The organism is Pseudomonas sp. NPDC089407 (genome assembly GCF_044900445.1).
Taxonomy (GTDB): Bacteria; Pseudomonadota; Gammaproteobacteria; order Pseudomonadales; family Pseudomonadaceae; genus Aquipseudomonas.
The window spans coordinates 1-6,053 of the sequence record NZ_JBJDNB010000065.1 but is presented as its reverse complement, the minus strand read 5'-3'; the positions used below and the strand labels follow the sequence as shown (position 1 = coordinate 6,053).

Here is a 6,053-nt window from a genome sequence, read left to right as displayed (position 1 = left end):
TACGGAGATCGGTTCATCAGGCCAACCTGGTGAAAATCAGGGCCTGCCTGGCGGCAGGCCGTTACCGGCCCGCACACAAAAAATCTGACAGTTCCCTATCGCCGGCAAGCCAGCTCCCACAAGTCCCCCACAGGTCTCAGAGACTGTGGAGACCTTTGTGGGAGCTGGCTTGCCGGCGATAGGGCCATCACTGTCAAGACAGAAGCTCAAGGCATACCCGGCAATTCATGCGGCCGCAGGTCAAACACCAGCACCTCTGCACCCTCCCCATTACCCAGTTCCAGCACCTGTTCCTGCCTCACCCGCACCCCATCCCCTTCATTCAGCACCTGTCCATTAAGCTCGACACTGCCCCGGGCCACATGCACATAGGCATGGCGGTTTTCCGGCAAGGTCAGGCTGGCACGCTCGTCACCGTCGAACAAACCGGCATATACCCGCGCATTCTGCCGCACCTGCAACGAGCCCTCGGCGCCATCCGGCGAAATGATCAAACGCAGCTTGCCGCGCTTTTCTTCGGCACTGAAATGCTGTTGCTGGTAGCGCGGTGTGGCGCCTTGCACGTTTGGCACAATCCAGATCTGCAGGAAGTGCACCGGTAGTGCCTGGCTGTGGTTGAACTCGCTGTGGGCCACACCGTGGCCAGCGCTCATCAGCTGCACATCACCCGGGCGGATCACCGAGCCGGTGCCCAGCGTGTCCTTGTGCTCCAGCGCGCCTTCCAGCACGTAGGAAAAAATCTCCATGTCGCGGTGCGGGTGCTGGCCAAAGCCTTTGCCAGGGATAACGCGGTCGTCGTTGATCACCAGCAGGTCGGAGAAACCTTGCTCGTCCGGGTTGCGGTAGTGGCCGAACGAAAAGGTGTGGTAGGACTTCAACCAGCCATGGAAGGCCAGGCCGCGGTCTTGGGCGTTACGGACGGTGAGCATGATGGTTCTCCTGAGCGGGCAGGGCATCAGGCCCTGCCGCATGGGTGGCTGGAGTTATTGAAGGTGTACTTTCAGTTCGCCTGCTGCCTGCCGCATCGCCGCCTTGACTGCAGGTACCTGGCTCAGCGGGTTGAGCAGCCCGTAGTCATGAATCATCCCGTTGTAGCGCACCGAGGTCACCGTCACACCGGCCGCATTCAACTTGCGGGCATACGCTTCACCCTCATCGCGCAACACATCGAACTCAGCCGTTTGCACCAGCGCCGGCGGCAAGCCTTTCAACTGTTCACTGCTGGCCCGCAGCGGCGAGGCGTAGATCTGTTCACGCGCCTTGACGTCGGTGGTGTAGCTGTCCCAGAACCACTTCATCATCCCGGTAGTCAGGAAGTGCCCTTCGGCAAACTGCTTGTACGACGCAGTCTCGAAGCTGGCATCGGTCACCGGCCACAGCAGCAGCTGGAAGCGCAGGGCAGGGGTACCGGCCTCTTTGGCCTTCAGTGCCACCACCGCCGCCATGTTGCCGCCAACGCTGTTGCCGGCTACGGCCAGGCGCTTGCCGTCCACGCCGATTTCCTTGCCATGCTCGGCCACCCACTGGGTCGCGGCGTAGGCCTGGTTGATTGCCGTCGGGTAGTGCGACTCAGGCGACGGGGTGTAGTCGACATAGACCGCCACTGCGCCGGAACCGACCACCAGGTCGCGGATCAGCCGCTGGTGGGTCGGGAAGTCGCCGAGCACCCAGCCGCCGCCGTGGAAGAACATGAACACCGGCAACTCACCTTTCACATTGGCCGGGCGCACCACTTGCAGCTGGATTGCCTGGCCATTGGCCTTGATGGTGTGTTCCTTCACCTCAATGCCGGAAAGGTCAACCTTGACCGATGCCTGGGCGCCGGTCAGTACGGCACGGGCGTCTTTCGGGCTGAGCTGCTCCAGTGGCTTGCCGCCGCCTTGTTCCAGCGCTTCGAGGAAGGCCTGAGTGTGCTGCTCGACGCCTGGGCTGCCAGCGGCGTAGGCGCTGGAAACGGACAGGGCCAGAAGGGAAGCGGCGAGGGTTTTGTGGACAATGTTCATGAGCGAATCCTTTTCTGTGCAAGTGGTTGTAGTGGGCGTCTTGCCTGGCCTGCTGGGCCATCGCTGTGACTTGTGTGTAGGTTAAGCAGATGCAGTGATGGGAAAAAGCCGCTATAAAGCGTTTGACTGTCACCAAGAGCGAGACAATGAACCCTTACGAAGACATGCGAATCTTTGCCCAGGTCATGGAGGCCGGCAGTTTTACGGCTGCCGCCGAGCGCCTGGGCATGTCCAAGCAATCGGTCAGCCGGCGCCTGATGCAGTTGGAAGAGCGCCTTGGCGTGCGCCTGCTCAACCGCTCCACGCGGCGCCTGGACGCCACGCCGCTGGGCCAGCACTACTACCAGTCGGCGCTGCGTTTGTTGGGCGAAGTGCAGCAGGTGGAACACGACATCAGCGGCCAGGCCCAGACCTTGCGCGGCACTTTGCGCCTGAGTGCACCGCTGTCGTTTGCCATGACGCACCTGGGCTGCTTGCTGACCGAGTTCCTGCAGTTGCACCCGCAGGTGGATGTGGAGGTGGACCTGAGTGACCGCGCTGTGGACCTGATCGGCGAAGGCTATGACCTGGCGTTGCGTATTGGTGCCCTGGAAGACTCCAGCCTCATTGCCCGGCGTATTGCCGATGTCGAGCGGGTGTATTGTGCGAGCCCGGCCTACCTGGCGGCGCGGGGCGTGCCGACCCGGCCGGAGCAACTGGCCGGGCATGACTGCCTGCCTTATGGGCATTCGCGGCAGGTGCAGTGGCAGTTCCGCCAGGGCGGCAAGGCCCAGGCGATTCAGGTAGCTGGGCGGATGCGTGCGAACAACGGCGAAATGTTGAGGGATGCGGCGATTGCCGGGATGGGGGTGACCTACCTGCCGACCTTCATCGTTGGGCAGGCGTTGGCGGATGGGCGCCTTGTGACGGTGCTGGATGAGTGGGTGACGCCGGCGTTGCAGTTGTCGGCAGTGTACCCGCAGCACCGGCAGGTGGCGCGGCCGGTGCAGGGGTTTGTGAATTTCCTGCGCGAGCGGTTGGTGCAGCTCTGACCTTGAACACCGCGTTGGCTGCTTCGCAGGTAAACCTGCTCGTGCACAGGTCGTTGTAGGCGCGGGTTTACCCGCGAAGTGTGCGTAGCCCCAAAGCCGGCCGGCGGCCTACGTGCCTCACTGTGCGCAGCGGCTGGTGTCGCCTTGCTCGGCCGGGGCCTTGCGCGCCGCCGCTAGGAGAGTTGCCAGCACGATCAATGCAGCTCCTGCCGCCATCCGCAGGCTCGGCTGGTCACCAAACAACCACCACGCCCCGATGATTGCGTACACCGGCTCCAGCGCAATGATCATACCGGCAGTACGCGCCTCCAGCCCTTCCAGGCTCTTCACGAACAGGTACTGCGACAGCCCGGTGCAGAACACCCCCAGCAACGCCAGGTTGACCCAGTCATTACCCGCCAGGCTGGTGTTACCCAGGTGAGTGAAAGCAAACGGCGCCACCAGCGCAGCCACTACCACGTTCTGCCAGAACGCCACCTGCATGGCGTTCATGCTCGATGCATTGCGGCGGTTGGCCACGGTCAGCAGGGCGAACGCCAGGCCTGAACCCAGCCCCCACAGCAGGCCGATGGTGCCTTTGTCGAGCAGGTCGAAGGTCGGCACCACCAGCACCAACCCTGCACTGACCATCAGCAACAGCAAACCTTGCACGGCGCCAATGCGCTGGCCGAACACGCCGCGTTCGATCATGGCGATGAAGGCCGGGAAGCTGGCAAAACCCAAGGTCGCCACCGCCACGCCGCCGACCTTGACGGCAATGAAGAAGGTCCCCCAGTGCGTGGCCAGCAGCGCGCCGGTCAGGGCCAGTATCGGCAGGTTGCGCAGGGTCAGTGCGTCGAGCAGACGCGTGCCTTTGAGCCCGGCAACGAAGCCCAGGGCGATAAATGCAAAGATGGCACGGCCAAAGGTGATGATGCTGGCGTCAGCCTCGATCAGGTGACCGAGGATACCCGTCAGGCCGAACAGCACAGCGGCGATGTGGGCAACGCACAGGGCGTTACGGTGGCCGGTGGCAGCACCGGCTACGGGGATTGAAGTCGCGATCATGGCAGTCAAGTCTTCACAAGGTGGCGCGCGCATGCACTCCCGGCTGCGCAACGCGGGTCTCTAATACTGGGAGTTTTATCGTTATGAGCCCGGACGAACTGCCCGGTGCAAAAAGGCGCCACAGCGTTGGAATTGTGAAGCGAGGCTGTTTTACTCGCGGGTACCACGTCGACCAGCCCACGGCGCGGGGCTGGTCGATGTGAGTATTATCTTTGTATACAGGTTATTCAGCCGATCGCGGGCGCCGTGTGCTTGTCTGATTGCGACATCACTTGTTGCCTTGCTGCGCCGCCTCAGTCGTCGCTGTAGTTCATGATCGACAGCAGCCGGATCGGCACCTGCACCAGTTGTTCGGGACCGTGCGGCGTTTCGCCGTCGAAGGTCAGGCTATCGCCGGCATGCATGTGGTAGAGCTGGTTACCGTGGCGGTACACCAGTTCGCCCTCCAGCAAATGGAGGAACTCGGTGCCGGGGTGGGCGAAGGTCGGGAACTCTTCGCTGGCGTCATCCATGCTCACCATATAAGCCTCGAAATGCTTCTTGGGCCCCCTGGCGTGATTGAGCAAGTGGTAGGTATGCCCCTTCTCGGTACCACGGCGCACCACCTCCAGGCCTTCACCGGCTTTTACCAGCAGCGCGTTGCCATCGGGCTGGTCGTACTGGCTGAACAGCTTGGCCATCGGCATGCCCAGCACATCGCACAGGCGGCTGAGGGTGTCGAGGCTGGTGGACACCTGGGCGTTCTCGATCTTGCTCAGCATGCCCTGGCTGATGCCGGCAATGCGCGCCACGTCGGCAAGCTTGAGGGACTGGGCCTGGCGCTGGCGCTTGATCTGCAGGCCCAGGTACTGCTCCAGGCGAAGGCGCGGTTCGGTTTCGGTCGACTTGTGCCTGGTGCACAACGGCTCGCTGTCCAACCACTTCCGCCTGCGCCAGGTGCTCAAGCGCGAAGGCAACAGTTTTGAAACCGACAACGACACTGAGGTGGCGGCCGGTTACCTGACCTGGCGCCTGCAGCAGGGCGACAGCCTGGCCCAGGCCCTGGATGGCGCGCTGCAAGACCTGGATGGCTTCTTCACGTTCGCCATCGGCACCCGCAACGGCTTTGCCGTGATCCGCGACCCGATCGCCTGCAAGCCGGCTGTGCTGGCAGAGACCGACGACTACGTGGCCATGGCCTCGGAGTACCAGGCCCTGGCCAGCCTGCCGGGCATCGATCACGCCAAGGTCTGGGAGCCGGCACCGGCCACCCTGTACGTCTGGGAGCGCGAAAGCGCCTGACCTGCCACCGAACCCCTGGAGAACCTTATGAAGACGATCGACCTTTCCAGCACTTCGGTGCGTGTGCTCAACCAGTCCCTGCACGGCGCAGTGCAGGACCATGAATGGCGGGTGACCCACCCGGGCGGTAAGCACAACCTGGCCGTGGGCATCAACGCTGATGTGGCCGTGGATATCGAAGGGCACGCCGGCTACTACTGCGCCGGCATGAACCAGCAGGCCAGCGTCACCGTGCACGGCAACGTCGGCGTGGGTGTGGCCGAGAACATGATGTCCGGTTCGGTACGGGTCAAGGGCAGTGCCTCGCAGGCCGCCGGTGCCACCGCCCATAGCGGCCTGCTGGTGATCGACTGTGCGGCCCTTTGTAGGAGCGGCCTTGCCGGGGCGCCGGACCGGTCGGATGGGCGCTGGGCGATTCTGGGGGCCATCAAGCTGACCATAGGGTTGCGGGCCAGCCGGGAAGTGGAAGAGCAGGGGCTGGACCTGGCGGAGCACAATGAGCGGGCTTATAACTTCTGAGTGATGCTGTCTGTACTGGCTCTTCGCGGGTGAACCCGCTCCCACAGGGATATCACAAGGCTCAGGACCTGCGCTTTTCCTGTGGGAGATCACCCAGCCCTTCCGGGCTGCGCTGTCTCGCAGAGAACAATGGCCATTGTGGGAGCGGGCTTGTCCCGCGAAGAAGGCAACC

The 6,053-nt window shown here is 63.1% G+C and carries 5 protein-coding genes and 2 pseudogenes; 3 read left to right on the top strand and 4 right to left on the bottom strand.

What is annotated here, in order from left to right:
* Positions 1 to 206: 206 nt before the first annotated feature.
* Positions 207 to 929 (bottom strand): pirin family protein, encoded by a 723-nt coding sequence (locus ACI2KG_RS28825; protein WP_404664229.1) that lies wholly within the window; start codon positions 927 to 929, stop codon positions 207 to 209.
* 54 nt (positions 930 to 983) lie between these two features.
* A complete protein-coding gene (locus ACI2KG_RS28820; RefSeq protein ID WP_404664228.1) occupies positions 984 to 2,003 on the bottom strand; it encodes an alpha/beta hydrolase in 1,020 nt (339 codons plus the stop codon).
* Positions 2,004 to 2,149: 146 nt separating this feature from the next.
* Between ACI2KG_RS28820 and ACI2KG_RS28815 the strand changes: the two genes are divergently transcribed.
* On the top strand, positions 2,150 to 3,034 hold the full coding sequence (locus tag ACI2KG_RS28815; protein ID WP_400622335.1) for a LysR family transcriptional regulator: 885 nt from the start codon (positions 2,150 to 2,152) through the stop codon (positions 3,032 to 3,034).
* A 117-nt stretch (positions 3,035 to 3,151) separates the two neighbouring features.
* Here ACI2KG_RS28815 and ACI2KG_RS28810 read toward each other — a convergent pair whose 3' ends face one another.
* The gene (locus ACI2KG_RS28810) at positions 3,152 to 4,081 is read right to left on the bottom strand and encodes a DMT family transporter (protein WP_404664227.1); all 930 of its coding nucleotides are present in this window, start codon (positions 4,079 to 4,081) and stop codon (positions 3,152 to 3,154) included.
* Positions 4,082 to 4,374: 293 nt separating this feature from the next.
* Positions 4,375 to 4,983, bottom strand: coding sequence for a helix-turn-helix domain-containing protein (locus ACI2KG_RS28805; protein ID WP_404664226.1), 609 nt, complete (start codon positions 4,981 to 4,983; stop codon positions 4,375 to 4,377).
* On the opposite strand from ACI2KG_RS28805, the pseudogene ACI2KG_RS28800 reads away from it, so the two are divergent.
* Positions 4,952 to 5,362, top strand: a pseudogene (locus tag ACI2KG_RS28800) (amidophosphoribosyltransferase); the annotation flags it as partial. The gene ACI2KG_RS28805 and the pseudogene ACI2KG_RS28800 overlap by 32 nt on opposite strands.
* Before the next feature lie 27 nt (positions 5,363 to 5,389).
* Positions 5,390 to 5,743 (top strand): annotated as a pseudogene (locus ACI2KG_RS28795) (protein glxC); the annotation flags it as partial.
* Between the last annotated feature and the right edge of the window lie 310 nt (positions 5,744 to 6,053).

Bases quoted from the DNA above. Each gene is read 5' to 3' on its own strand.
- ACI2KG_RS28825 (WP_404664229.1), bottom strand. From the start codon at position 929: ATGCTCACCGTCCGTAACGCCCAAGACCGCGGCCTGGCCTTCCATGGC.
- ACI2KG_RS28820 (WP_404664228.1), bottom strand. From the start codon at position 2,003: ATGAACATTGTCCACAAAACCCTCGCCGCTTCCCTTCTGGCCCTGTCC.
- ACI2KG_RS28815 (WP_400622335.1), top strand. From the start codon at position 2,150: ATGAACCCTTACGAAGACATGCGAATCTTTGCCCAGGTCATGGAGGCC.
- ACI2KG_RS28810 (WP_404664227.1), bottom strand. From the start codon at position 4,081: ATGATCGCGACTTCAATCCCCGTAGCCGGTGCTGCCACCGGCCACCGT.